Here is a 24,175-nt window from a genome sequence, read left to right on the forward strand (position 1 = left end):
CAGCACCAACCAACCCGGCTTAATCGACGAGTTTCAACTGTGGCGTCGACGCCTCGTTGTCGGACAGAACGGACTGATAGGGGTCATGCGCCTGCAGCAGCATGTCGGCGGCGCGGCGCAGCAGTTGCCGTCGCCCACGCAGCGAATAAAAGCCGCCGGGTAACTGACTGGTTTTCAATAGAAATTTCCGGTAAGCTTGGTAGGATTCGTGGTCTGGTACGTCCGGGTCGGCAAAGAACTGGGCAATGGGTTGTTGCGAGACAAACTCGGGTTTGTCGTAGACGGACTTTCCAAAACTGCGCAACGGGATTCCGCGCCACAGAACTTGTTGACCGGCTGTGGAATTGATCGTCACGGCTGTGTTCGCGTCATCCAGCAATCCGGCCAGTTTGCCGCCGGGAACGTAGTGCACGCGATCCGCCACTTGGTGCGCGCGGGCTATTTCGCGCGCCCTGCGGCGCAGCGGCTCGCGGTGGTTTTCGAGCGGATGTTCCTTCAGAACCAGAAGGTGATGGGCCGGAGCGCCTTTGGCGAAACCTGATATGACATGCTCCAGAAAATCCGACATGCAGGTATAGTCTGAATGGGCCTGCACCGAACTGTCATGACCCAGTTGCAACAGGGCCAAGTGATAGGGTGCACCGTTTTGCCGAACGCGCATGGTGGCCCAGCGACGCCTAATCCTGTGGAAAGGCATCAGTGCAAGTCGTTTGAAGTACAGGCGAAACTCTTTTGAAACGGGCAATTCCCGGTGCGTCTTGAAGTTGGAGTACCTCCGGTTCAGGAACAGGACAAACCAGTGATAAAGCGCGCCGTAGAATATGTGTTGCCGCATATCGCCCCAATGGGATGGTGGCGGTGGAACCGGCGCCTCGGACTGGTCAAGCGCATCCTGCATCTGCGCGACGTCCAAAGACATCAGTCGTGAGTGTCCATTTGATCCGTTCCGTTCGTAAGTGACCCACCACGGGCGCAGATACCCCTCTTCGAAAACATGGACAGTCACTCCCATTTCGCGCGCAATATCCACAGCATTGGCATGAACCGGACGGGTGTCGCCGTATAGGACGATATCTGTGACCGACTGTGACCGGATCAGTTCCCTAAGGGTTTCGGGCCATTGCTCGGAATTGTCCAAAAACGGGATGTAGGTGCTGCGGTCAAACCAGAACGCCTGATCGCCCGCATTAAACCCCACGCGCAAAACATCAGCCCCGGCGGCGCGCAAAGCGCGTGCCAGTGCGCTAAAGAAAGGGCCATGCGGTCCCTGCAAAAACAGGAATACACGGCGATGCGAGCGCGAGGCGAGTGGATGCATCCTGGTCTGCTCTTTATCGTTTGGTACCAAAATTATGCCTGTATACATCAATCCGGGCAAGGCAGGGCTTGCCCGCAGCGTTTCTTGGGCTTACCTCGGCGGTTACACATACGCACAGGTTATAAGCTAAGGGTGAAAGCAATGTTCACAGGGATCGTCACCGATATCGGAATTGTTACCGAGTTGGACCAGCAAGGGGATCTGCGCGCCCGGATCAAAACCGGCTATGACACTGCGGGTATCGATATTGGCGCATCCATCGCCAGTGACGGCGTCTGTCTGACCGTGATCGCCCTTGGGGATGATTGGTACGACGTGCAGATCAGCGCCGAGACGGTGTCGAAAACCAATCTCAACACATGGCAAGTTGGCAAACGCGTGAACCTTGAACGCGCCCTCAAGGTTGGGGACGAACTGGGGGGGCACATCGTTTCCGGCCATATCGACGGCGTGGCCGAAGTTGTTGCCCTGCAGAACGAAGGCGACAGCACCCGTGTAACGTTGCGTGCGCCCAAGGAATTGGCCCGCTTTATAGCGCCAAAGGGATCGGTTGCGCTGAATGGCACATCGTTGACGGTCAATGATGTGGACGGCTGCGATTTCGGGATCAATTTCATCCCCCACACCAAAGAAGTGACGACCTGGGGCGATGTCTCGGTCGGAGATCAGGTAAACCTTGAGATCGACACCCTGGCCCGCTACGTCGCCCGCTTGGCTGAGATGTCCTGAACCACAGGTTGAGACGTCGCGTTTCGGCGGAGTGTAGCAGCAAGCGCTCTGGTATTTGAGTGCTTGGTGGTCTATCCAGCCGTCCAGACACGCTCTTGTGAAAGGCTGCCCCATGAGCTTTGAAACCCCCGGTCCCGTCGAGGCCCTGCTGCGCGACGCGATCAGTCCGATCGAAGATATCATCGAAGAGGCGCGCAAGGGCCGGATGTATATTCTGGTCGATCATGAAGATCGCGAGAACGAGGGTGATCTGGTCATTGCGGCCGAGTTTGCGGATGCCGAGGCGATCAACTTTATGGCCACCCATGGGCGCGGGCTGATCTGCCTGCCGATGACGGCGGAGCGCGTCGAAGCCCTTGGCCTGCCGATGATGGCCGTGAACAACTCATCCCGTCACGAAACCGCATTCACCGTGTCCATCGAGGCGCGCGAAGGCGTGTCAACCGGCATCTCGGCAGCAGATCGCGCTCTGACCGTTGAAACGGCGATCAACGAGCAAAATACGATGGCGCACATCGCGACACCAGGCCATATCTTTCCGCTGCGCGCCAAGAGGGGCGGGGTGCTGGTGCGCGCCGGTCATACAGAGGCGGCGGTCGATATCTCTCGGCTGGCCGGGTTGAACCCATCGGGGGTGATCTGCGAGATCATGAAGCCCGACGGCACCATGGCGCGCCTACCTGATCTGGTCGCGTTCGCCAAAGAACATGACATGAAGATCGGCACGATCAGCGACCTGATCACATATCGCTCGCGCAACGACAATCTGGTTGTCGAAACCTCGCGCAGGACGGTGGCGTCTGAATATGGCGGCGAATGGGAAATGCGCCTGTTCACGGATCAGACACATGGCATCGAACACGTCGTCATGATCAAGGGTGACATCACCACGCCCGAGCCGGTTTTGACCCGAACCCATGCACTGCATGAAGCGCCTGATGTTCTGGGCCTGGGGCCGAAATCGCCACAGGAACTGCCGCGTGCTATGGAAAAGATCGCCGCCGAAGGACGTGGCGTAGTTTGCCTGTTTCGTGAACCGCGCAATGCGCTTTACGCAACCGATGACGAAGGCCCGCGCACCATCAAACAAACAGGTCTTGGGGCGCAGATCTTGTCCAAACTGGGCATCCAGGAACTGGTGCTGCTGACCGATACACCGGAAACGAAATATCTGGGTCTCGACGCGTTTGGAATCTCCATCGTCGGAACCCGTTCCATTCTCAAGGATGATTGATCGTGGCTGAACAAGACAAACACGGCGTACTGCCAACGCCGACATTCGACAAGCCTGTGAAACTTTTGATCGTGGTGGCCCCGTTCTATCGCGCCATTGCCGACAATCTGGTTTCTGGTGCAAAGGCCGAGATCGAAGCCGCTGGCGGCACCTGCGAAGTTGTTGAGGTTCCGGGCGCGCTGGAAATCCCGACCGCCATCGCCATGGCGGATCGCCAGTGCAACTATGATGGCTACGTGGCGCTGGGCTGTGTCATTCGTGGCGAGACCACGCATTATGAAACGGTGTGCAACGACTCGAGTCGGGCGATCCAGTTGATGGGTCTGCAGGGTCTTCTTATTGGAAATGGCATCCTGACGGTCGAGAATGACGATCAGGCCGAAGTACGCGCAAATCCCGAAAAGATGAATAAAGGCGGTGGTGCGGCCGCTGCGGCCTTGCATCTGATCGCACTCAGCCGTAAGTGGGGCTCTTCCAAAAAGGGCGTCGGGTTCAAGCCGCCGTCCGAGTCCATCCTTGTGGCGGGCGACAACAACGGACCCACAACAGCATGACCCAGACAGACGCGCCGAAACCGGCCAACCAGAAACGCCTGATGAAATCCGCCGCCCGGCTTTATGCCGTGCAGGCGCTGTTCCAGATGGAGCAATCGGGCCAAACGACGGAAGCAGTCGTGAACGAGTTTTTGGATCATCGGTTTGGCGCTGTCTATGAGGGTGAGGAAATGCTGGACGGCGATATCCGCGTGTTCCGCAAGTTGGTTGAAGACGCGGTGAATTATCAGGCGCCGATTGACCAGATGACCGACCGCGCTTTGGTCGCCAAATGGCCGATCGCGCGCATCGACCCGACCCTGCGCGCCACCTTCCGTGCAGCCGGGGCCGAACTGACCCAAGGCGATACGCCACCAAAGGTCGTCATCACCGAGTTCGTTGATGTGGCGCGCGCGTTCTTCCCGGAAGGTAAAGAACCGAAATTCGTCAACGCAGTTTTGGATCACATGGCCCGCGAAGCACAGCCAGAGGCGTTTTGAGTTAAGCCTTAGTCCAGTTGAATAAGGCGCAGCCACACAAAGCGCTGCGCCTGAAATCTAAAAATACACTTGTTCAAACAAGTCTTCGGCCTCCACCACTCACAGTTTTTTCCAAAGACACCAACATTTTACCGGAACGTAGCCGGCGTGCCACCTATCGATTCCGATAGCCCGGCGGATTGATCAGGCCAAGTTGCATCGCACGGACCAGTGCGGATTCACGGGTCGGGGCTCTCAATTTTTCGCGCGCATTCTTCAAATGGGTTCGTACCGTAATTTCCGAGAGGTTCAACAGTTCGGCGATTCTGTCGTTTCGGTGCCCAAGAGCCAAAAGGTTCAGGACCTGCAGCTCTCGTGGCGTCAGGTCCGGAGTGGTTGGAGCAATGCTTGTGATGTCGTACACACGACCGTGATTGCTGGGGATATCCGATCCCAGATTGGTGGCCAGCACGGTTGCCAGGACACGCATTTCGCGCTGCCGTTCAGTCATTTGAGCCTGGGCGTCCGGTCGGTCCGATGACAGAACCACCAGCTTGACCTCGTTGTCGGGGCAGGGAACCACCAGAGAGTAAAGGTGAATATATCCGGCCTTTTCCAGATCGTGGTTCAAACCCAGCGCCTTGGTGGAATGGCCGTCCGCAGGCCGGAGGCTTGCGGCCTGCACGTAGAGGCTTTCCCTGCCATTTTGAACCTGCGCCAGCATCGGATCCGCTTCGGCGTACCCTTGGCTGTCATAGCGGTTCAGCCAACCTTTGGACATTGAACTTCGAACCCAATGAATGGCGCCAGTCTCGGGTGTAAAGCAAAGCATGTTCAGTGCGTTAAACCCGATCTCAGCCAGCCGGTCTAACGTGAACTCCCACCGTTCCTGATCATCATGGCGCAGAGAAAGTTCTTCGAGAAGATCCAACGTGAACAGGCTGAGGGCATTCATAGAGACTCCGAATATAGTGTCGCACCCGTTGAGGCTGCAGTTTACTCAGCACGACCATGCGCTATCATCACGGTATCAGACAAGGAGCTTTGTCGTGCCCAAACTGATCCGCCTTTACATCACGCAAGTTGCATGGGGATTTGTCATCTCGGCCCTGTTTGTCGGGGTGCTGCTGGCCCTGAACGTGGCCAACTTGCGCGGCCTGATTTTCGGATCCGAGATCGGGTTGATCGCTCTGGCAATGATCTGGTTCATGAACGGCATCGTGTTCGCCGGTGTTCAGTTCGCCTACGCGATCATGAGCTTGGCGGAAAAGCCAACAGGCCCCAGGCGCGGTACACCCGTTGCGGCCAAGTTCGAACCCGCCCGCGTTGCGGTGGACAAGGGCTGAGCCAACCTATTTCGGAAAATGAAGACTCTCCCAGACCGGGCGAGAGATAAGTTTATGTGGCGGGACCGCCAGTCAACCGTGCGGTGTGATTCCCGAGGACCTGTATGTACAGGTGGGCGCCAGGTAATCAGGCCAGGACCTGAACAGAGCCAGCCCCCTCGGAATTGCTTAAGGCCACCAGAATGCTACCAATCACAAGAAGGGCAGAACCCGCCACGGGCCTAAGTAGGGGTTGCGGCGGGTTTGCACAAGGGGTCAGGCGTCAACAGTTTCGTGCAGCGCATTGCGCATCTTGCCCAAATGTTCGTCCCAACCATCATCGAGTGCAAGGATCAGGCCAAATGCCTCTGCGCCTTGCGGCAGCCCTTCGTGAACCAAGCCCAGCCGGGTACCGCCCGGTACCGGGTCCAGCGTCCATTTTACGACACTAACAGCGTCTCCCATGGGTTTGATGGTAAATGTATATTCGAGATATTCGGGCGGACGGGCAGCGCGTACCTCACCCCAGATCAAAAGATCGCCGCTGGATGTCCCGAACATCTCAAGCTTTTGACCCGCGGCAAGCGGTTGTTCGGGTTTGTGAAACCACTCCGCCAATCGGGCGGGCTCAGTCAAATAGGCCCATACGGTTTCCGGCGTTGCCCTCAGGAAAATCTGCTTTTGCAGAACTGCATTCGTCATTTCTTATTCCTTTCAATAGCTTCCTTCAGATTTTTCAGGCGATCATCCCAGAACTGGTCAAAATAGCTGAACCAGTCGAGGATGGGGGCCATTCCATTCGGCTCCAGCCGGTTAATGCGCTCACGTCCACGTGCCTCGACGGTGATGAGGCCGCCATCGGAAAGAACGGTCAGGTGCTTTTTGACCGCTGCACGGGTCATATCGAACTGATCGGTCAGCTGCGCGATCGTCATGTCGCCAGAGGCAAGGATCTGGACGATCTCCCGTCGGGTCGGGTCCGCAAGGGCGCGGAACGCGTTTTGAATTTGCGTCTGCATTCGTCACCTCAATAGTGATACCATTTGGTATTGTAGTTTATGGGATACCAAATGGTATCACGTCAAGAGTCTTTCAGGCGCTTGATTTTTGTTCACGAATTGTTCACATTTCGGGAATGACACTGGATTTACAGCCCGGACAAAAACTGGCCCGTGGGGTTTCGCGCCATTTATTGGCGCATGGCTTTGTATCTGTTGAGGAATTTGTCCCCACCCGCGGTCTGCGAGTCGACGTCATGGGATTGGGTCCCAAGGGGGAACTGTGGGTGATCGAGTGCAAATCCAGCCGCGCAGATTATCTGACGGATTCTAAATGGCAGGGGTATCTGGATTGGTGTGATCGCTTTTTCTGGGCGGTGGACACCGATTTCCCGACAGACTTGTTGCCAGTAGAGACCGGTCTGATCATCGCAGATGCCTATGACGCCGAAATCATCCGAATGGCACCGGAAGATAAGCTGGCGCCAGCGCGGCGCAAGAAGATGATTCAGAAGTTTGCAACAGACACAGCCCGCAGATTGCAGGCATTGCGTGATCCAAGAATTTGAACTGTCAGTCTTTTACGATCCGGGCAGCTTGCACAGCGGCGAGGATTTCGTCAGCGATTTCTTCCGCTTCTTCAGGTTCGAAGTCCATTGGAATTTCGACGCCGTCGGCCTCGATGAACAGGCGCACCATGCCATGGTCGGTCGGGCCGATCTGAAGGTTCGCCTGAATGTCACGTTCGGTGTTAATGCCCATTTGCGCCTCCGGGACTGAGCGTTCCTGCTAGCGCGCAAAGGGTTGAGAATCAAGCCGCCTTTGAGGTCAGGTAAGGTATGAATGATATTCTGATCAGACCATTCCGGCCAGATGATGCGCCCTGGTTGGTAGAACAGCACGGCTGCCTCTATCAGCGGAACGAGGGGTTTGATGACACATTCGCGCCACTGGTTGAAAGGATTCTGGCGGATTTCATGGCATCACACGATCCAACACGTGAGAAGGGCTGGATCGCGGTGCGGGATGGCGTGCGCCTTGGCAGTATCTTTTGTGTCGCGCTGAACGACCACACCGCAAAATTGAGGTTGTTTCTGTTGATGCCAGAGGCCCGTGGACAGGGCTTGGGTAAACGCATGCTCAACACATGCATGGGGTTCGCCCGCGATTCCGGTTATCGTGATATGGCCTTATGGACCCATGAAAGCCATCGGGCAGCTTGTGCACTTTACAGGGCTTCCGGATGGCAATTAACCGGCAGCAAAAAGGTTCATTCCTTTGGCTGTGATCTTGTCGAACAAAGCTGGGAAATTCGTCTTTAATTCTCTTGCATTCCCTGCGCGTGTTCGGTACATCGCCCCTCACGAGTGCCGCCTTAGCTCAGTTGGTTAGAGCGCTGGATTGTGGATCCAGAGGTCGCCGGTTCGAATCCAGCAGGCGGTACCATATTTTCTACCCCCCTAGAAATAGAACTTTGCAAATTCAAATATTTATGTCGCTCGATTTTGTCAGACCACTGGATTTTCCAATGGCGGTGAGGGTGCCAGTCCCAATTAGTGCACCATTAGTGCACCAAAACGGCTAGTGCACCGCGAATTCAGGAGCACCACTGTGGTGCACCGCGACCTTGACAAGGGAATCGCGGCCGTCAAAATAGGCGACGCATTAGAGGCCCTTGGCCTCGGCACCCACGAGCGAGCCGAGACCAGCCGATGTACGTTTCCACGCACTACCTGACCCAAGAACAACTCTGGTCGGTGTACCACAATAACGACCGGAGGACGGTCGATGCCCCGCAGAAACGCATCGCCGCTGCCTATGGGGTGCCTAGCCGCCAAGCAGCACTGTTCTATACGTTGGCTGATCTGATTTTCCCAGATGCGAAACTAGCGGAGGACAAGTGGTACGATGCCTTTTTACCGCTTGCAGAACGATCTCATTGGGGCACCGTTCACCCGCTGGACTTCATTCGTACCTGCGATTGGCTCAGAGACATTTGGGCCGACTGCCGGAACGACGGGACCTTTCCGGCCAAGGTGATGCTGGACCTGAACCTGAACAAGGTGCTGGGCGTGGATAGTCTGCACACCATCGCAAGGCCAGGTTCGAAGAACGGGCGGCTTACGATGGCTGCCATCACCCCCATCGGCGCGGTAATTGCAACCGCCGTGAACGGTGCGCTGGCCGGTCGTGCGCTTCGCCATTGCCGCCACTGCCAAAGTATTTTTCTCGCGCCCAGACGCAATCGCTACTACTGCCAGACGGCCTGCCGAGACAAAGGGGTGAGGAACTAGTTTTTCGCGCGTAACCGCTTCTTGCGATGCTGCAGTTCGGGCTTGCGGGCGACTTGCGTTTCGACCAGCAACAGGAGTTGGGCGTGGGTTTTGGCCTCGGTCATGTCCGAGAGTTCCTGCGCCCACACTGCGGCTCCACGAATGCTTGCCGAGCCTTGGGGCGGGATGCCCCCTCGGAGAAGGGTCACCTCGGCAGCAACGTGGGCTTTCAGGAGTGCAACGCAGAGTTCAGCGCAGGCAACCGCGTCTACATCCTCGCGGCGCGATTCAAGATTTGCGATGAGGTCGTCCAGTACGTCCGGGCTTAGGTGCTGTGGACTGGTCTTATAAGTGCGCTCAAAGGCGGAGGCTATGGGCACGTTCGACCGTGGAGACCGCATCATTCGGGTCTGTTGTCTCGCGGGCGGTTTTTGCCCAGCGGTAAATCTCGTACAGGTAAGTCTTGGTGCGTCGAATGGCGATCTTGCGGTTCAGATGAACAACGGACCCATCGGTCAATGTCACCGCTTTAGGCGGGATCGTTCGTGTGATTGTCATATCCGGACCTCTCTCGCGGTATTGGTCCAGATTAAATCAACTGGTCAGAATCCTGTAACGTTTTATTTTAAAATTCTTTTTAACGCCAAAGGCACTAACTAACTTGGCCGCGCCATAAGCGCCTGCTTGCCATACTTTGCCGCTCGGGCCTGTGCAGCCCCGGCGGTGCGGCCTCGGGCGTTGATCGTGCGCAGGTCTTCCGAAAGCGCGGTAATTCCGATGGCGCGGGCAAGGACCATCTGCTGCCGCATGAGGCTTTCGCGGATTTCGAGAAGGGGGTTCTTCGCGGGCCAGCCCTTGGGCGTTCGGATCATACTGCCGGTTTGATCGATCTGCTTGTCCAACTCCCGCATGTCGTTTTCAAAACGGACGATTCGTCCCAGACAGATCAGGTCGTATTCCCGCCAGTCTTCCGCTACGCGCGTGCGCGCGAGTTGATTCCAGAGATCGACGTCCGCATCGTGCCGCAACCACACATCTGCTGGCGGAGGAACGACGTCTAGGCTCTGCAGAATTGCCTGCCGCTGGCCCTGAATTGAATCACTGCGCGCGGCTCTTTTTTTATTCATCTGTCGCCCTCCGTGGTTTCCCAAGGGTATCGGCGCATATTAGAAAATCAAGGGAGGGGCCAGGTCGCAGAATGTCATTCAAAGTCCTGCCCTAATTTTGACCCCCAAAAAACCGTTAGCAAAAGACGTCTTCTCCCCCGTGCGGTCGCGCCCCGTGTCAGTATTTTTTGAACTCCCCCCCCCGCACCGTCGGTTGGGAACACTCGGGAATACCTAATGACGATGTCCACTGATTCCGAGCGGCGTGAACGGTGGCTGTCCATTCGGATTCTGGGTGCAACGGACTTTAACAGGACTGTCACGATCCCTTTTGCGGGAGGGTGTCGGAAATTCGTGCGAGGCGCTTATGTGACTTGCCGGGTAAGAGTTCGCATTGCAGCATTTCGTCCGATCGGATCGAACGACGGCACTGAGGCCAGAGCTGACTTCGGCGAAGTCCGCAGCATCGGTCGTCAATCGCGGATCAAAGGCATTCTCTGCGGCTGCAAAGCCAACTCATCAATTGAGCGAAAGCTGACACTTAATTTGGCGGAGATCCATGTTCGGCTCTGTGTCGCGCAATGACAGAAACCATGCTTTCAATCCTCCACGGTGGGTGTCCGAATACTCCGTACAAGAAATTGGCCCTCAATAAGAAAAAAATCTGAGCGCTAGTGCCGATCTCCACGCGGGGCAAGGGCTCTAGTTGAAGGTCACAAATCAAATCCTAATAAATTCTTCCTGTGGAACTCCACGGCCGAACTTCTTGATTAGAGACCAGTACGCTCTGACATCAGTCGGAACTTCACCTTCAAGAACTCGCTCCGATCCCGCCAATTGTGAAGTATAGCGCTCACTCAAACCACGACCTGCACACAATAAGCTCTCGATTTCTTCAATAGGTGGCAGCATTACCCCCGCAAAACCTGGCGTCTCAAGCGCAATGCGTAAGCCTGCTGGGTCAATATCGGGAAATACAAAAACGGGATTACTCAGCACTCGTAGAAACGTTCGCGCAGCGTCAATAGTATAGCCGCGAGGTTGCCCGCGGTAGACGACTAAAGCATCGCGAAGATCTGCTGGAACTTCGAAAGAGAGTTGATGGATGTTTTCGAAGGCTTCCCAGTTCTCCACCAAAACCGCAAAAACGTGATCAGAGAAATCCGCGGCGGCGTTGACAGGAACATCTAGATTTACACCGTCAGGCAAGATGACTTTCTTTTCCCCCATTCGAACCGAACCGCCACTGAAGGACTTCAGCGCCACGCGACCTCTCCGAACAGAAATCGACGACGCTTTTTCGTTTGAGCCTAGCGAAAGAGCTTCTGCGCGGCTTTTGCCTTTCCAAGCGTCCACCTTAGTTCCCGGAGGAACCTGAAAATCTCGCTCCAGAGCCCGCACCAACTCTTCCCGTGCTTGCGTCCCCATAAGAATGTTTGATCCATTTTGCGTTACAAAAATGTTGTTGTCGCGCAAATAGGACAGTAGCTCTTTCGATGCGCGGATTGATCCTGGTTCGGATAAGGCGCGCAATCCCGCTTTGATCAAGTTCTGCGACATAGACGAATATCCTCTAAGCGTTGGTTCGCCATGTGAGCGGATACACTAGCGTCGAGATCATAGCTTGCTTCATACGGCAGATTTTCGTCCTCGGTCGTTAGCCAGCTCACTACGTGTTCTAAAAAATCCTTTTCCTCAATGTCCTCTCTCTGCGCGCACCAGCTCGAAACGGATACCCAACCTCCTGCGCAATCGACATGGTTCAAAAGATATGTGAGCGCCAGTTCCTCAACGGCATCTTCTTCCTCCGTTTCGGCTTCCTGCCCTAGTATCATTCGTTGACCAGCTTCTCTTTCTGGCGCGCGCTTTTCCTCAATTGGTTTCAGATCTGCGCATAAATGCGCAAGGCTTCGTTGACCTCGATCTGAGTAAATGTCCAACCATTCCTTATCTCCGCTGGACGGCTTGCGCATCAGGAAGTCACAAAGTGGCGTTTCCTGTTCGATACGCTCTAGGTCCACTTCCCCACCTTCTGACAAGAACTTAGCAAAAGCTCTAACCTTCCTGGTGTGATGTTCGATTTTGCGAAACGAAAACATGTAGCTGTTAAAGACCTCAGAGATCTCAAGCAGACTTTGTGACCAATTCCCCATCCTCCCTGAGATGGAGCTTTGGTAAACATTTCCAGCCCGCGAGATATCCTTACGATTAAATCGATCATGCATATCGGTGCGGTTGAGGCGGTTGAGGGCTTTGCGTAAGCGGTCCGCGCGTTCGAGATAATGCGCGTTGTGACGCATTTTCTCATCGTTAGAAGACACGTCTGAGAACTTACTCGCCATAACTTGGTGAAACTGAAGAATATCTGCATCCACCAGTTCGCGTACATCGTATAGGCTTTGGACAAGATCCTCTGTGTTGCGGTCCACATCTTCGTGTCGGCCTTCCACTGCAGCGGCCTCAAGCTCGGTCAGAAGTTTTTCAAGACGATCGATTTCCTCTCCGATATTGCCTTTAATCGCAAATCGCTTCTGTCGTTGGGTCAAATCATCCAGAACTTCGCGAAGAGAACGTGTCAGGCCATATCTGCCTTCTTCGCGAGGTGTTAACACCCGTTCTTTGTGAAGAGCGTCAACAGCATTGCCATTCTCTTCGGTTCTTAGAACCTCTCCTGCATGGTAGACATCTTCAATGACCTCTCCGTGACGGGAGAGAAGGCCAAGAAACCTCTGAATGTCGCTTGTGATATTCACAACAAGCTTTCCTGCTGGATAAATTCGTCGATGGTGTCCTGCGCCTCCGGCGTGTTCGTGATCAGGAAATCCAAAAGATCATGAAAGGCGTCGACCATCCCCGTCGCTTCGTAGTAGCTCCGGTCGCCCTCATAGTCTGTTTCTTTCAAATACCCGCGCTGTTCGAGGTTCTTCAAAACCGCTTTCAGCATATCTGCGGCGTCCTTTTTGCCGGTGCTTCTGCTGAGTTTTGGATAGAGCGTTTTCAGATCCGAAAAGAGCTTTGAGCTGGCTTCAATCCTGGAAGCATATTGTCCTGGGTATATTCGGTCTCCAGGGCGTAGGACAATGTCGGTCTGTCCGACGGCAAGACAGAGCGCCAGGAAATCCATCATAGGCCGCACGTCTCCCATTATTTTTCGGTGCATGGAGGACAAATTTGCGCCTGTCGCCTCGCCAGCTCTATCTGGAACTAGAAAGTATCCCGACTTGTTGTGTGTGGCCACGACGCGCCAGCCGATTTGGCGCACATAGGTGTTGATACGTTCTCGTTTGTCTGCGACCGAGAGGTGGTCAAACAAGTCAGGCTCAGTGACGTGGCAAATGATACGGCCACCCATCAAGGCGTTTACAGCTTCAGCAAACATGGGTCATCCTTCTCCGCCAACAGAAACGGACTGAGAAGGAAGGGTCTGCATTTCATTCTGGGTTTCCTTCGACCAAACCAGGCTATGGGAGGGTTTCGCGGCGCCGCGGACTTCCATCAAGCGTGGACCAAGATTTTTGTCCTTCACAATCCGCAAGCGTTGTGTAAATCGCTCTCGGATACCCAGATCCGCGTTTGGCGTGGCTGAAATGAGATTGATCCCATTGTCGTTCAGCATCTTCAGTAGGTTACGAACATTTCTGCTGTCGATATTTCCCAACTCGTCGAGAGCCCAGACCATCTGAACTGGTTTTTTCCCACGCACGATATTGATGAAGCCAACTAGGATCGTTGTAAGGATGAGGTACGACACGCCATTGGAGGAAATGTCCGCAAGGTCGGTTGAAGCGTGGAAGTCCCGCTTTATCCCGTTTTCAACTACATGGCCTCTCAATCTGATTTGCTGACGTAAGTCCGCGGTTATGCCGTCGTTGCCACTCCAATACTCCAGAAGGTCGCTCAGCGCCTCAGTAAACACGTTCGGCGGTAAGTCTTCACCGGAACGCGTCCAGTCCTCGTGTAGCTCGGAGATCCGTTCAAGAGCGGGTAAAAACTCCAGCTCTTTGATGCCGGATTCGATCTTAATTTGAATATCCTCAACAACGTCTGTCGCAATGTTCTGGCTTAGGCTGCGCTGCAACAAGCGGTTCTCTTCAGTGATCCGTTCGTCGGTACGCTTGAGCATCTGATACTTGTTCTTGAACTCTTCAGCGTGGAAATGCGCGTCGTTGCGCAATGTGTCCCGATGCTGCTCATGCAGCTCGTTGAACCAATCTTCAAACGCTGGCAACCATTCAGGCCCCTCAGCAAAGGACTGAAAAGCCTGCCTGCGGAGCTGGATGTGCTGCTCCGGCGGGCTGCCCGGCTCAGCCATGAAGACCCGCGCCACGTCTTTTACGCCAATTCTGATTTCCTGAGTCAGCGTGTTGCGCTCCCGCTCCGCATCGTTCAAGGCGCTCAAAAGCGCATCCACCGTCCGTGACGTGCGTACAGGTTCCGGCCTTTCTTCGGCGTTTTGCTGCAGGCGGATTTCTAGCTTTGACCTATTTTCCCGCAGGGCAGATAGGTCCTTCTCGGTCTGATCGATCTCGCGCTTAAGCCCCATGCGTTTGCGCGTCCAACCCTCAATCAGCTGCTCCAACGCCTGGCTCAGCCGTCCGACGGTCACTTTGTGATTTTCCGCCTCTGCTCGGCACGCATCCACCCGGGACCAGTCATCGGCGAGGAAACTGTGCCATGCCACGACCGTTTTTTCAATCGCCCGTACGCGGGCAAGTGCGTCGCGATGCGTCTTTGCACTTTTTTCGAGATCCTGGAGGGTTTGCGGGTCGACGCCCTTGTCGCGGAGGGCCTTTGCGCGTTCCTTATCGAGTTCCTTCAGATCCGCTTCGCGTGAATTGCGGATCCGCGTCTCCCGTTCGAACAGCGCCTGTGTGGTACGCATGATCGCTTCTTCAAGCGCCTCCAACTCCTCACGGTGCCGCAGTTCATATCCGGCAAGGTCTTTTGCACGCTCCGCCTCCAGGTCTGTCTTTTCGTGCTCTGCCAGGGCCTGTGCCTTCTTAGCTTCCTGCAACCGCGTGATGGCTGCCTCGCGAGCAGTTTCTTGGGCAGTATCCTTCGCTGCATGACAGTTTGTCAGGTGCCCTCTAGCATGCTTTAACTTGCGCGCCAGAATGCCAGTATTGACTTCAAGTTCACTGGATTTGCGCCGAATCTCTCTCAGTCGGGTAGAGGCTTCATCGCGTTTCTTTTTGGAGGTCGCAATGTTCTGCTGCACCTCTCCAATATCCGCCATGCAGCGGTCAATGTTGAGTTCAATCACGCTTAGATCTGCCTGCTGAAGCGGGTCTACGTCTTCCAGATCAAGGTCGAGCCCAAAAACACTCCTTTCTGCCCTGAGATCCTTTGGACTGAGATCTGTCCGACTGAGCAGATCTTCTCTTAGCACACGCCCTATAGTATCGCCCCAATCCGGTCGCTGGCGACGCAGGAACGCAAGCAGGGTTCCATCAGAGGGGGCTTTAGAAGCCTCCAGCTCTTCGCGCGTTTTTTCCAGACGCAGTTTGGATTGTGAGAGGCGTTCGATCTCACCGTCAACTTTTGCAACGTCTGACTTGGCCGCAGTTTCTTGGGCTTGCAGAGGCGCCTTTTGTTCAACGGCCGCGTTATAGGCCGCCTGACGCGTGTCGACTTCCTTTTGCGCTTCGGTGACGCGCTCTAGGACTGCGCTGTCGACAGTGGGGTTCTTAGCGGCTTCCTCTGCCGCTCCGACAGCCGCCGCCGCAGCTTTTAGTTTGTTCGATGCCGCGATCATTTGCGGCGCATAATCTTCTTCCGCGCGCTCGCGGCTCTCCTGCCTGCGCGTTTCAATCGCCTCGCGCTTGGCCCGGCGTCCGTCCTCGGACCTCTTGCGGTCAAGCGCGATCTCCCTAAGGGCGTTATCAGCCGTCTCCCGCCGTGCCTCTTTGAGTATGTCATAGCTGCTCGTGAGTTCTGACAATTCGCTCTTGAGCGCGGTCAGGCGTTCCGAAACTTGCCGGGCCGCGTCTTCCAACTCAGACAGGCGCGCAAATTCTGCCACCTTGGCCTCGATGTCGTCATCCATGAACCTCGCATATTTCTCTGTTAGTCGCTTCACTTCAGCTGACGCCGTGTTGAGTTTGACCTCAATCTCCGCCAGCGCCTTTCGAGCCGCTTCCCGATCGGCCGCATGGGCATTTTCCGCCTCCTGGAATGCCTGCTCTTGCCGAGGAAGGGTTTTCAACAAAGTCTCAAGCTGCTCTTCGAGATCATTGAGCAGCCCACGCATTTCCGATAGGGCCTCTTTGCGGCGCCGGTGGGCCTCTTCCAGAACGGCATTCTTGGCTACAAGACGCAAAACATCGTCTTCTTTTGCCATGACGTCACGATAGGACCGAAAGCGTTTTGGCCAGCTGGCAAGGCTTTCGCGTTTCCCGCCCAGTTTGATGCGCCGCTCGCCTTTCAGTACCTGTTCGGCCACCATGTCTTCCAGTGCGCGCAGGCTGCCGTCTTTTTTGAGCATGGAGAAAATGACATTCTCAACATTTCTGAGAGGTGTACGCGGCGGCGCCAGCGCGTAATCCGCCTGAAGTTGCACGACATCGTTCCGACGTGGGTTTTCAATGGGCAAGCCTTGAATGATTGTCTGATATTCGACCTGAGTTGTGATTTGCCGTGACGCGATCTGATAGCCCTGGTCACGCAAGTGTTTGGCAAGATGGCTAAATTCGACGAACTTGCCATCGTTTGTCACGAACATATTCTCGTATAGCTCGGAACGTACAAACCGATAGACCAGCTTTTCCTCCGAGGTCGCGAGATGCATGATTACCGCGCGTTTGGAGCCAGCGCGGTTGCGATATTCAAATGCGATATACGAGGTCGTTCGCGGCAGATAATGCCCAAAGAAGGTTTTGTCCTGTGCCTTGCGAGAAAGCTTCTGCGGGGGAAGGCCAAAACCCAAGGGAAGTGCTTGAATGACGGACGTCTTGCCTGCCGCATTTGTACCCGTGATCAACACGTTGCCGTCCAGCGGCACTTCTCCGATCACACCTTTGAAGATATTCGTGTCCACCAAAAGCATTCGAGTGAACCCCGGAGGCTCAGCGTCGAGCTCATTGTGCTGTGGCGTCAAAGAGACGTTCATTCCGATAAACCCTCCCCTAAGCCCGCGCATTTCAATTGGGAAAACTTTAAAACAAGCGACAACATAAGAACTCGTAGTATCGGATTTATATTGATTTTTCTATCCTTGCTTCAGATGCTGAATTGGCAAATGAGGTCTTACAAAGCTATCTATACGCCTCGAAGTTAGGTGCTAGTGAAACAAGTCACTCCGCGACTGTTCCTCCTTTGTTTTATTAATGTGTGGCTTTAGTCTGAAGCGGGCTTTTGATTTGCGGCCAATTTCTTTTGCCAAAGCGCCAATTTATATGCTGTTTGGGCGATGAACGGCCTCGATGCCATGCTAGTTCAACAGTCCGGTTCGTCCGCAGAGCGGTCGTTCAAGCAAGTTGCAGCGAACGGTTGCTACGAGCCCAAATTGTCGAATGCTGCGGAGCAGTGTTAATGTCTGCATACGATGCTCTGGAAGCCGAAATGACCAAACACCCCAGTCAAGCGAACGATGAAAGGCCCGCCATTCTCTGTGTTGCAGGCTTTGGTGACAATGCGAGCATGTATGACGATTTGGCTGACACCCACCTCGCCAACAGCTATCGTTTGCTACCCATCAATCTTCCGGGATTTGGCGCTCAGCCTTTGGCAAAAGAAACAACTCTCGAGGCACTTGCTCAAATCGTCGCCGACGAAGCGAACAAGCACGGAGCCGAGATCATTGTCGCTCATTCGGTTGCTTCAATCATAGCTTCACTGGCTGCCAAAAGGGCAAGCTGTCCTTTGACAACCATTATTTCATTGGAAGGTAATATCACTGCCGAGGATGCCTATTTTTCTGGAACTGCCGCCGACTACGGTGATCCAGTTGCGTTTCGTGCGGCGTTTCTTGAACGGCTTGATGAAATGGCGAAAACGGCACCAATCATCCGACGGTATCGTAATGAAGTTTCGAAGGCTGATACTCTGGCACTGTGGCAACTCGGCACCGACGCACGGCGTTATTCAGCAAGCTGCGTGCCCGGCGAGCTTTTGCAGAACGCGGCAAATGTGATTTATCTCTACAACCCTGATAACTGTCCGGATAGCACCGTCCGTTGGTTAGAAGAAAACAAGATGGATCGGATCGTTCTCGATAATGCCACACACTGGGCGAGCGTTGATCAGCCCGAAAGGCTTGCAGAAATGATTGCTGAGGCACTCCGCCGATAGGCGAATGCAGCCGTTCACAATTGGATAGATGAGAGTTGGCTTTGTTTTGGCTTTCCGCAAGAAACGGGTCGCGGTGTCGGGGGCACGTCAGCTAATCCGTTAGGTGATAGTTAGTGACGGAACCAGAAGACATGACAAACCAACCCATGCCAGCAATGGATTTTACAGCCAGCGTCATGCTGCTTCTGCTCGCTGCGGTTTGGGGCGGGTCGTTCTTCTTCGGCGAGGTTGCACTGACTGAAGTGCCCCCGCTGACAATAACGCTGCATAGGGTGATCTGGGCAGTCCCAATACTGGCACTCATCGTCCTATTCAAAGGATTGAGAGTTCCACGTGCCCCTCGGGTATGGGGCGCTTATCTCGTTATGGGGGCGCTCAATAACGCTATTCCGTTCTCGCTGATCTTCTGGGGGCAAATGCAAATCGACAGCGGGTTGGCTTCAATACTCAACGCAACGACGGCAATGTTTGCTGCGGTCGTGGCTGGCTTGCTTCTTAAGGACGAGCCGCTGACTCCAAAGAAGATAGCAGGTGCGGCACTTGGTATTTTAGGGGTGGCCTTTATTATGGGGCCAAGCGCATTGACCGAGTTCAATCCGGGAAATCTGGCACAGCTGGCTATCCTTGGGGCAACGCTCTCCTATGCATTTGCCGGTGTATGGGGCAGAACTGCTCTTTCAGGCCAACCACCACTTGTGAATGCACTTGGCATGCTGATCGGTAGCACAGTGCTTATGATCCCTATTGTTCTCGTGATGGATGGTCCCCCAAGCTTCGCTCTGTCTGCTGGAGTATGGGCAGCGCTTATTGGGATGGCCGCTCTATCAACAGCGCTGGCCTATGTACTTTATTTCGCAATCCTTGCGCGCGCCGGAGCCGCCAATCTTCTTTTGGTTACGCTGCTGATCCCACCGTTCGCTATCGGTCTTGGTGTCACGTTCCTTGGTGAAAAGATGGAGCCAGAAGCTTGGGTCGGGTTTGCCATCATTGCTCTTGGCTTTGCTGTAACCGACGGTCGGCTTTTTTTCCGCTTTGCCAGGCGCAAGCCCCAAAAAGTAGAATGAGGCGCTTTCTGGAATACTTTTTACAAGCACCTTACGGAGTGACGATCCCCGTCGTCACCAACAGGCCCGGCCAAGCGTCGGGTCTATTTTTGAGTAGCGGACATTCAGCGAAGACAAACGAATGGCGGCAAAGTCCGCACAGCGGTCGTTCACGCCGAGCGCGGCGAACGACTGCTTCGAGCCCATAGTAGTCGCTCAAAAAGCGGGGTCCGGAGATATGAGAGCCCATTAGGGAAACCTTTTTTTCGCGCAGAAGCCCTCCAGAGAGCAGATTTAGCCTCCCGCCATACCAGCGACGTTGACATAGAGGGCGTACACAGAATGGCTTGCTGCCATGAAAAGTCGGCTGTTGGCACGGCCTCCAAAGCAGAGATTGGCACATCGTTCAGGCAAAGCGATGCGACCTATTGGAGTTCCATCAGGGTCAAAGACCATCACTCCGTCCAGTTCGGCATCACCCATACCCCAACCGCACCAGAGGTTGCCATCCACATCCACGCGGAATCCATCTGGCGTGCCAGAACCTGCATCGATTAGCACACGCTTGTTCTGGATCGAGGCACCATCTGTGTTCACGTCATAAGCTAGTATCTTTCGAGACGGTTCACCACGCGATTCAACAATGTAGAGCACGGTCTCATCGGGGCTGAAGGCCAAGCCGTTTGGTCCCAGAATGTCATCGGCTACGACTTTCAGTTTTCCGGTGTCGGGGTCCAGTCGGTATACGTTCTGGCCTAACTCTGGTTCGGCGCGATGACCTTCGTAGTTGCCCGAGATGCCAAACGGTGGATCCGTGAACCAGACACTGCCGTCTGATTTGACGATCACATCATTGGGCGAGTTGAGACGCTTTCCGTCAAAGCTATCGGTTAGCACAGTGATTGACCCATCATATTCTGTGCGCGTAACCCGTCGTCCACCGTGCTCGCACGTAATCAGGCGACCTTGCCTGTCCCGGGTCTGACCGTTGGCAAAATTCGAGGGCTGACGAAACGCCGATGACTGTCCGGTAACCTCGTCCCAGCGCATGATCCGGTTATTCGGAATATCACTCCATAGCAGATATCGCCCGTCACCGAACCAGACTGGCCCTTCACACCAGCGACAACCAGTTGCCAATCGTTCTACGCCGGCCAACGGCAGCCTGTATTTATCAAACCGCGGATCGAACGCCACAACGGATGGGTCTGGATACCGCTGGGAGGGTTGCCAGCTATTTTCGAAGTCAAATTTGTCCGTCATAAATCATCCTCATTGTGGTGTCTGCTCAAGCTAAGTGACCGGTCTTGAATTGAACAGGGCGCGTTAATCACCATCGGCAAAGCCCCTAAGGACGCAAGTGCAAATCTCAGTTGCGATCATCGCGGCTATTCGACTTGGCCTGCTTTTTCCGCCAAGCATTCGTTGAGTGTAATTCACTTAACATCGGCACCAAGGCTGGAGCGGTCGTTGAAATGATGGGATTTAGGAATTTTCATCTCGCTAGAAAGCCCCACCAAGTTTGGCTAACAGGCTGCCGGGGACCAGCAACATCGCTAAACTTGGATGGGGCTAAGTGCTGGTGGTGCAACACTTGTTGACCAAGTAGTTCGAACTACTCAGGATGCAAATCAACTACTGCTAACTAGCTGACAACCATTGTGCGTCTTAGCCCGCAAACTGGACATGCGATGTGGTTTGAAGAGTGACCGTACAGAGCCCAATGCGGAGAATGGTTTTCAGCACGTCGGGCGGAAAAGGGTCATTCACTAAAGCCCATTCAAACGGCAGTAATGCGCAGCGTGCTACTGGTCGTTTAAGTGAAGAGCAGATGTGAGTGTGCCCTAGTTTCCGCGATGATCTCAATAGCAATTGACGTTGGCGTAGGCCAGTTGGGATGCAAGATTGCTTCAACAATATCCGCGTCAGCTACAAACCGCGCGTTATGTTTCGCAGCAAGATAGCGCATGTGGTGGTTTTCCTGCAGGCACATCATTTGGATTGTCCTGACACCTCTGTTCTGTGCCATTGCGAACATCTGTTGAAACAAAGCGTCACCAATGCCAACACCTTGCCACTCGGCCTCCACGGAGAAGGCGGCTTCGGTCTTTGATTGCCATGACTGAAAGATACCGCGCAGTTCCACAAGGCCCCTCAATTGCCCAGAGATAAACGCTCCACAAACGATACTGTCGTACCGAAGGACATTCTGCGCATAACCCAAAACCCCTTTATTAGAAACGGTTCCACAAAATCGTGCGCGCCGAGTCTGGTCATCCAATCGAAGAAAATGATCACAGATGCTATCTTGATCGCCGAAACGGAGACGACGAACGATCGGGTCTCGTGATGTTCTCCTGCCTCTCATCTTTCGCGGCTCCTGCTTGGCAGGGTGGTTTGGGCCAGCATTTTCGGGAGGAGGTGAAAATACTGGCCCTTTGCGTTGGCGCTCCCTGTTGGCTTTTTCGCCGCCGCTCTTGCTGGCTTACTCTGGGAGGAGCGAGGACCAGCAAATTCCGTTCAATCTTTTGTTCTGAGGGTCTACTTCGCTATTCGTTAGCCATCAATTTTGCGGCATATTCTGGGATATCGGATCGCGAGATTCCGATCTGAGCGAGCTGATGGTCGTTCATATTCGAAAGAGTGGAAAGCATCCGGGCCGTTTGAAGCGCCTTAAAGGCCGCATTTGCCGTGGCTCCGATCCTCGCCAGGAAGCTGATTGATAGAACAATGGCGTGACCACGATCGATACCAGCCGTTTGGGTGTTAGCAGCCATATGCAGCCTCCATAGCAAGTCTTTTGATGCTACTGCGCGGAATGCCCAGATCTGTCAGGTCGCGGTCAGATAGCACCGAGAGCTCATAATACGTTGCGCGAAAAACCCTGCGTTTGGCCTGTGCCCTGCGTATCGCGTCCAGTTTTTGATGAAAGAACGTGCGGCCAGCTTCGAAAACGACATCTAGCCCGCTGTTTGATCGAGTAATTGCCATGATATTGCCTCGTCCGTTGCTGCAATGCAGTATTTATGCTGCAATGCAGAGATAAGGGTATTTGGTAGCGCTCACAATTCGACAATTTGGCAAAGACCCCATGCCATATTGGAACAACAAAGGTCACGACATGGACATTTCTGCGCAAATGCTAATCTTTACGACGGTTGTCGAGCAGGGCAGCATCTCTGCGGCTGCTAGATCAATGGGGCAGACCCCATCAGCAGTAAGTAAGCAGATCGGGTTACTTGAAGATCAGGTGCACTACCGCCTTCTCAATCGCACCAGAACGGGTGTCTCTCCGACGCGAGAAGGCCAAGATTTCTATGAAAAATGCAAAGCGATGGCCGACAAATTCAATGAGGCCAAAGCGATGATCCACAGCTTCGACGGTGTCCCACGCGGAGAACTCAGGATCGCATCCACTGTTGCATTCGGTAAGTCCCAACTGATTCCTGCCCTGCCAGAGTTCATGAAACAGAACCCCGAGGTTCAAATGTCTTTGGATCTGACCGACCGAGAAATTGATCTTCGGAGTGAAGGGTTCGATGCGGCGATCTGCTTTGCGGAACAACGCAAGAATCCAGATATGTTCATCAGGCGCATTATGCAAAGCCGAAGGGTACTTTGTGCCTCACCTGAATACCTTGAGCGTTCTGGAACACCGTCGAATTTTGCCGAATTGTCTGAGCACAATTGCTTGAGAATTGCTGGGAGAAGCCAGCGGAACGTTTGGAACAATATCGAACCGAACGCAGGCGAGAAATTTGAAGCAACGGGCAGTTTTGAGGGAAACAGCACCGATGTCGTCTTTCGAGCCGCTCTTGCTGGCATCGGGATCGCACGGTTGCCCTGCTATATGGCAAACATTAAATTTAGCTCCGGCGAACTTGTCCACGTCATGCCGGAGTATGCACCACCCAGCACAGATATTGTCGTAATGTTTGCCGAAAGGCGGAACCTGGCACCAAAAACCCGCGCGTTTGTGGATTATCTCGCGCGGCGGTTTCGGGATTCTGAATAAGACCAAAGGAACGGCTAACTTCTTATAGAAACGATCGCAGTTGTCCAAGTTTATCCGATCCAATCTGCTGTGACTTTTTAAAAGCCCAGCCGAGTTTCAAACAGAACTGACTGGGCACCTCGATCAAAAATCTGGTAGCGGTTGGTGAATATAGAATTGGTTAATTCAATCTAAGAGGAGCCTTTCTCCGAACACATGATTAACGGCTGCTATCAGCGGCATTAAAGTGATAATGCGCTTAACCCGCAGATGAGCTAAACACCTAACGATGGATCGTTTCACCTAAATCCGCTTCGACAATATTTTCCAATCGTTTCGACTCTAAAAAACACCCAATGGTTGGGGCAGTAGGCCAAGACCTGGTCGCGGACACGCTGACTGCGAAAGTCAGATTTCTAGGGCCTCTGAGGGCTTGGCCAAGATGAACCGTGGATTGCCATGAAGCGATATCAACGCATGACTTATTTCGTAGCTTGCACCAATTACCTCAGATAGGTGTTGAACCAATCAATGGTTCGGTCCCAGGCTAGGTTTGCCATTTCCTCGTCATAACGAGGCGTGCTGTCGTTATGAAAACCGTGGTTGGCATTTTCGTAGATGTAGGCCTCATAAACCTTGCCGTTGGATTGAAGAGCAGCCTCAAAATCTGGCCAACCTGCGTTGATGCGCTCATCAAGCTCTCCCATCTGAATCAGCAGCGGGGCCTGAATTTTGGCCACATCCTCAACTGCTGGCTGGCGGCCATAGAACGGCACACCCGCCGCCAGTTCCGGGTAGGCCACCGCAATTGCGCTGACCACACCACCGCCATAGCAGAAACCCACAGCGCCAAC

General features: G+C 54.2%; 28 protein-coding genes and 1 tRNA gene. 12 read left to right on the plus strand and 17 right to left on the minus strand.

The window, feature by feature from the left end; genetic code table 11:
- Positions 1 to 19: 19 nt before the first annotated feature.
- Positions 20 to 1,318: a capsule polysaccharide biogenesis protein gene (locus tag AC2FGC_RS17185; RefSeq protein ID WP_496722098.1), complete on the minus strand. Its 1,299-nt coding sequence runs from the start codon at positions 1,316 to 1,318 to the stop codon at positions 20 to 22.
- Between the two features lie 141 nt (positions 1,319 to 1,459).
- On the opposite strand from AC2FGC_RS17185, the gene AC2FGC_RS17190 reads away from it, so the two are divergent.
- The 4 genes from AC2FGC_RS17190 to nusB all read left to right on the plus strand — a co-directional run bounded on the left by AC2FGC_RS17190 (position 1,460) and on the right by nusB (position 4,314).
- Positions 1,460 to 2,047, plus strand: coding sequence for a riboflavin synthase (locus tag AC2FGC_RS17190; protein WP_496722100.1), 588 nt, complete (start codon positions 1,460 to 1,462; stop codon positions 2,045 to 2,047).
- A gap of 112 nt (positions 2,048 to 2,159) precedes the next feature.
- Complete coding sequence (gene ribB / locus AC2FGC_RS17195) at positions 2,160 to 3,281, plus strand: 3,4-dihydroxy-2-butanone-4-phosphate synthase (RefSeq protein WP_496722102.1); 1,122 nt, start codon at positions 2,160 to 2,162, stop codon at positions 3,279 to 3,281.
- Positions 3,282 to 3,283: 2 nt separating this feature from the next.
- Entirely contained in the window at positions 3,284 to 3,835 is a 552-nt protein-coding gene (locus tag AC2FGC_RS17200; RefSeq protein WP_496782968.1) for a 6,7-dimethyl-8-ribityllumazine synthase, read from the plus strand.
- Positions 3,832 to 4,314 carry a transcription antitermination factor NusB gene (nusB, locus tag AC2FGC_RS17205; RefSeq protein WP_058274810.1) on the plus strand — a complete coding sequence of 161 codons (483 nt, stop codon included), beginning with the start codon at positions 3,832 to 3,834 and terminating at the stop codon, positions 4,312 to 4,314. The genes AC2FGC_RS17200 and nusB overlap by 4 nt, the downstream gene beginning before the upstream one ends.
- Positions 4,315 to 4,468: 154 nt before the next feature.
- Here nusB and AC2FGC_RS17210 read toward each other — a convergent pair whose 3' ends face one another.
- Positions 4,469 to 5,248 carry a helix-turn-helix transcriptional regulator gene (locus tag AC2FGC_RS17210; RefSeq protein WP_496782970.1) on the minus strand — a complete coding sequence of 260 codons (780 nt, stop codon included), beginning with the start codon at positions 5,246 to 5,248 and terminating at the stop codon, positions 4,469 to 4,471.
- A gap of 94 nt (positions 5,249 to 5,342) precedes the next feature.
- Between AC2FGC_RS17210 and AC2FGC_RS17215 the strand changes: the two genes are divergently transcribed.
- The gene (locus AC2FGC_RS17215) at positions 5,343 to 5,639 is read left to right on the plus strand and encodes a hypothetical protein (RefSeq protein ID WP_496722108.1); all 297 of its coding nucleotides are present in this window, start codon (positions 5,343 to 5,345) and stop codon (positions 5,637 to 5,639) included.
- Between the two features lie 255 nt (positions 5,640 to 5,894).
- Here AC2FGC_RS17215 and AC2FGC_RS17220 read toward each other — a convergent pair whose 3' ends face one another.
- Complete coding sequence (locus AC2FGC_RS17220) at positions 5,895 to 6,320, minus strand: SRPBCC family protein (protein ID WP_496781071.1); 426 nt, start codon at positions 6,318 to 6,320, stop codon at positions 5,895 to 5,897.
- A complete protein-coding gene (locus AC2FGC_RS17225; protein ID WP_496782971.1) occupies positions 6,317 to 6,637 on the minus strand; it encodes an ArsR/SmtB family transcription factor in 321 nt (106 codons plus the stop codon). The genes AC2FGC_RS17220 and AC2FGC_RS17225 overlap by 4 nt, the downstream gene beginning before the upstream one ends.
- A gap of 116 nt (positions 6,638 to 6,753) precedes the next feature.
- Between AC2FGC_RS17225 and AC2FGC_RS17230 the strand changes: the two genes are divergently transcribed.
- The gene (locus tag AC2FGC_RS17230) at positions 6,754 to 7,185 is read left to right on the plus strand and encodes an MmcB family DNA repair protein (RefSeq protein ID WP_496722113.1); all 432 of its coding nucleotides are present in this window, start codon (positions 6,754 to 6,756) and stop codon (positions 7,183 to 7,185) included.
- Positions 7,186 to 7,189: 4 nt separating this feature from the next.
- Here AC2FGC_RS17230 and AC2FGC_RS17235 read toward each other — a convergent pair whose 3' ends face one another.
- Entirely contained in the window at positions 7,190 to 7,378 is a 189-nt protein-coding gene (locus AC2FGC_RS17235) for a DUF6324 family protein (protein WP_058274816.1), read from the minus strand.
- A gap of 77 nt (positions 7,379 to 7,455) precedes the next feature.
- On the opposite strand from AC2FGC_RS17235, the gene AC2FGC_RS17240 reads away from it, so the two are divergent.
- From AC2FGC_RS17240 to AC2FGC_RS17250, 3 genes are all read left to right on the plus strand, one after another.
- On the plus strand, positions 7,456 to 7,938 hold the full coding sequence (locus AC2FGC_RS17240) for a GNAT family N-acetyltransferase (RefSeq protein WP_496722115.1): 483 nt from the start codon (positions 7,456 to 7,458) through the stop codon (positions 7,936 to 7,938).
- 47 nt (positions 7,939 to 7,985) lie between these two features.
- Positions 7,986 to 8,062 (plus strand) — tRNA-His (locus AC2FGC_RS17245).
- A 266-nt stretch (positions 8,063 to 8,328) separates the two neighbouring features.
- The gene (locus AC2FGC_RS17250) at positions 8,329 to 8,910 is read left to right on the plus strand and encodes a hypothetical protein (RefSeq protein ID WP_496781074.1); all 582 of its coding nucleotides are present in this window, start codon (positions 8,329 to 8,331) and stop codon (positions 8,908 to 8,910) included.
- On the opposite strand, the gene AC2FGC_RS17255 is transcribed toward AC2FGC_RS17250, so the two are convergent.
- From AC2FGC_RS17255 to AC2FGC_RS17285, 7 genes are all read right to left on the minus strand, one after another.
- A complete protein-coding gene (locus AC2FGC_RS17255) occupies positions 8,907 to 9,293 on the minus strand; it encodes a hypothetical protein (protein WP_496782973.1) in 387 nt (128 codons plus the stop codon). The genes AC2FGC_RS17250 and AC2FGC_RS17255 overlap by 4 nt on opposite strands.
- Complete coding sequence (locus tag AC2FGC_RS17260) at positions 9,247 to 9,447, minus strand: hypothetical protein (RefSeq protein WP_496782975.1); 201 nt, start codon at positions 9,445 to 9,447, stop codon at positions 9,247 to 9,249. Before AC2FGC_RS17260 ends, AC2FGC_RS17255 begins: the two co-directional genes overlap by 47 nt.
- A 98-nt stretch (positions 9,448 to 9,545) precedes the next feature.
- Positions 9,546 to 10,016 (minus strand): P27 family phage terminase small subunit, encoded by a 471-nt coding sequence (locus AC2FGC_RS17265; protein ID WP_496782977.1) that lies wholly within the window; start codon positions 10,014 to 10,016, stop codon positions 9,546 to 9,548.
- Positions 10,017 to 10,715: 699 nt separating this feature from the next.
- Positions 10,716 to 11,555, minus strand: coding sequence for a DUF7281 domain-containing protein (locus tag AC2FGC_RS17270; protein WP_496782980.1), 840 nt, complete (start codon positions 11,553 to 11,555; stop codon positions 10,716 to 10,718).
- Complete coding sequence (locus tag AC2FGC_RS17275) at positions 11,540 to 12,748, minus strand: hypothetical protein (protein WP_496782981.1); 1,209 nt, start codon at positions 12,746 to 12,748, stop codon at positions 11,540 to 11,542. The genes AC2FGC_RS17270 and AC2FGC_RS17275 overlap by 16 nt, the downstream gene beginning before the upstream one ends.
- A complete protein-coding gene (locus AC2FGC_RS17280) occupies positions 12,745 to 13,374 on the minus strand; it encodes a condensin complex protein MksE (protein WP_496782983.1) in 630 nt (209 codons plus the stop codon). The genes AC2FGC_RS17275 and AC2FGC_RS17280 overlap by 4 nt, the downstream gene beginning before the upstream one ends.
- A gap of 3 nt (positions 13,375 to 13,377) precedes the next feature.
- Entirely contained in the window at positions 13,378 to 17,040 is a 3,663-nt protein-coding gene (locus tag AC2FGC_RS17285; RefSeq protein ID WP_496782985.1) for an ATP-binding protein, read from the minus strand.
- 485 nt (positions 17,041 to 17,525) lie between these two features.
- On the opposite strand from AC2FGC_RS17285, the gene AC2FGC_RS17290 reads away from it, so the two are divergent.
- Together AC2FGC_RS17290 and AC2FGC_RS17295 are read left to right on the plus strand one after the other, a co-directional pair.
- Complete coding sequence (locus AC2FGC_RS17290; RefSeq protein ID WP_496781222.1) at positions 17,526 to 18,284, plus strand: alpha/beta fold hydrolase; 759 nt, start codon at positions 17,526 to 17,528, stop codon at positions 18,282 to 18,284.
- Positions 18,285 to 18,415: 131 nt separating this feature from the next.
- Positions 18,416 to 19,348: a DMT family transporter gene (locus AC2FGC_RS17295; protein ID WP_496782988.1), complete on the plus strand. Its 933-nt coding sequence runs from the start codon at positions 18,416 to 18,418 to the stop codon at positions 19,346 to 19,348.
- Between the two features lie 273 nt (positions 19,349 to 19,621).
- Here the strand turns inward: AC2FGC_RS17295 and AC2FGC_RS17300 are convergent, their stop codons facing one another.
- The 4 genes from AC2FGC_RS17300 to AC2FGC_RS17315 all read right to left on the minus strand — a co-directional run bounded on the left by AC2FGC_RS17300 (position 19,622) and on the right by AC2FGC_RS17315 (position 22,318).
- Positions 19,622 to 20,590 (minus strand): SMP-30/gluconolactonase/LRE family protein, encoded by a 969-nt coding sequence (locus AC2FGC_RS17300; RefSeq protein WP_496782990.1) that lies wholly within the window; start codon positions 20,588 to 20,590, stop codon positions 19,622 to 19,624.
- A gap of 553 nt (positions 20,591 to 21,143) precedes the next feature.
- Complete coding sequence (locus AC2FGC_RS17305) at positions 21,144 to 21,695, minus strand: GNAT family N-acetyltransferase (protein WP_496782991.1); 552 nt, start codon at positions 21,693 to 21,695, stop codon at positions 21,144 to 21,146.
- 181 nt (positions 21,696 to 21,876) lie between these two features.
- Positions 21,877 to 22,104, minus strand: a complete 228-nt coding sequence (locus tag AC2FGC_RS17310) for a DUF1127 domain-containing protein (RefSeq protein ID WP_496782992.1) — start codon at positions 22,102 to 22,104, stop codon at positions 21,877 to 21,879.
- Positions 22,094 to 22,318, minus strand: coding sequence for a DUF1127 domain-containing protein (locus AC2FGC_RS17315; protein WP_496781227.1), 225 nt, complete (start codon positions 22,316 to 22,318; stop codon positions 22,094 to 22,096). Before AC2FGC_RS17315 ends, AC2FGC_RS17310 begins: the two co-directional genes overlap by 11 nt.
- 100 nt (positions 22,319 to 22,418) lie before the next feature.
- Here AC2FGC_RS17315 and AC2FGC_RS17320 point away from each other — a divergent pair, with 100 nt between their 5' ends.
- On the plus strand, positions 22,419 to 23,342 hold the full coding sequence (locus tag AC2FGC_RS17320; protein ID WP_496782993.1) for a LysR family transcriptional regulator: 924 nt from the start codon (positions 22,419 to 22,421) through the stop codon (positions 23,340 to 23,342).
- A gap of 482 nt (positions 23,343 to 23,824) precedes the next feature.
- Here AC2FGC_RS17320 and AC2FGC_RS17325 read toward each other — a convergent pair.
- Positions 23,825 to 24,175, minus strand: a 351-nt coding sequence (locus AC2FGC_RS17325) for a dienelactone hydrolase family protein (RefSeq protein WP_496782994.1), incomplete at its 5' end; no start/stop codon positions are given.

The organism is Ruegeria sp. CDSC054 (genome assembly GCF_059610645.1).